1 protein-coding gene is annotated in these 388 nt (G+C 48.8%); it reads left to right on the top strand.

Annotation, left to right across the window (positions count from 1 at the left end; all coding sequences use genetic code 11):
• On the top strand, positions 1 to 388 hold a 388-nt coding region (locus BLX24_RS31345; protein WP_177226022.1), incomplete at both ends, for an efflux RND transporter permease subunit.

Genomic DNA, 388 nt, shown 5'->3' with positions numbered 1-388 from the left:
AGTTCATGGAGAACCTAGGCAAACGGAAAGAGCTGACCGGCTTGTTTACCTTCTTTGCCGCAAACTATCCGCAGTTCGAACTGGAGATCGATAACAAACTGGCGATGCAGAAAGGGGTCTCAATCGGGAAAGCAATNAACCTGAACATCCTGATCGGTAGTACCTACGAGCAAGGGTTTATTAAGTTCAACCAGTTCTTTAAAGTATACGTCCAGTCAGACCCGAGTTTCAGACGACTGCCTTCCGATCTGCTGAAGCTGTTTGTGAAAAACGAAGCCGGCGAGATGGTTCCTTACTCGTCGTTCATGACACTGAAAAAAGGCCAGGGGCCAAACGAGATTACCCGTTTCAACCTGTATAACTCGGCAGCCATTCAGGGGCTTCCGGC

The sequence above is a fragment of the Arsenicibacter rosenii genome (genome assembly GCF_001870735.1).
Taxonomy (GTDB): Bacteria; Bacteroidota; Bacteroidia; order Cytophagales; family Spirosomataceae; genus Arsenicibacter; species Arsenicibacter rosenii.
Note: the sequence above shows the minus strand (reverse complement) of the source record. Positions and strands in the feature narration are given on the sequence as shown.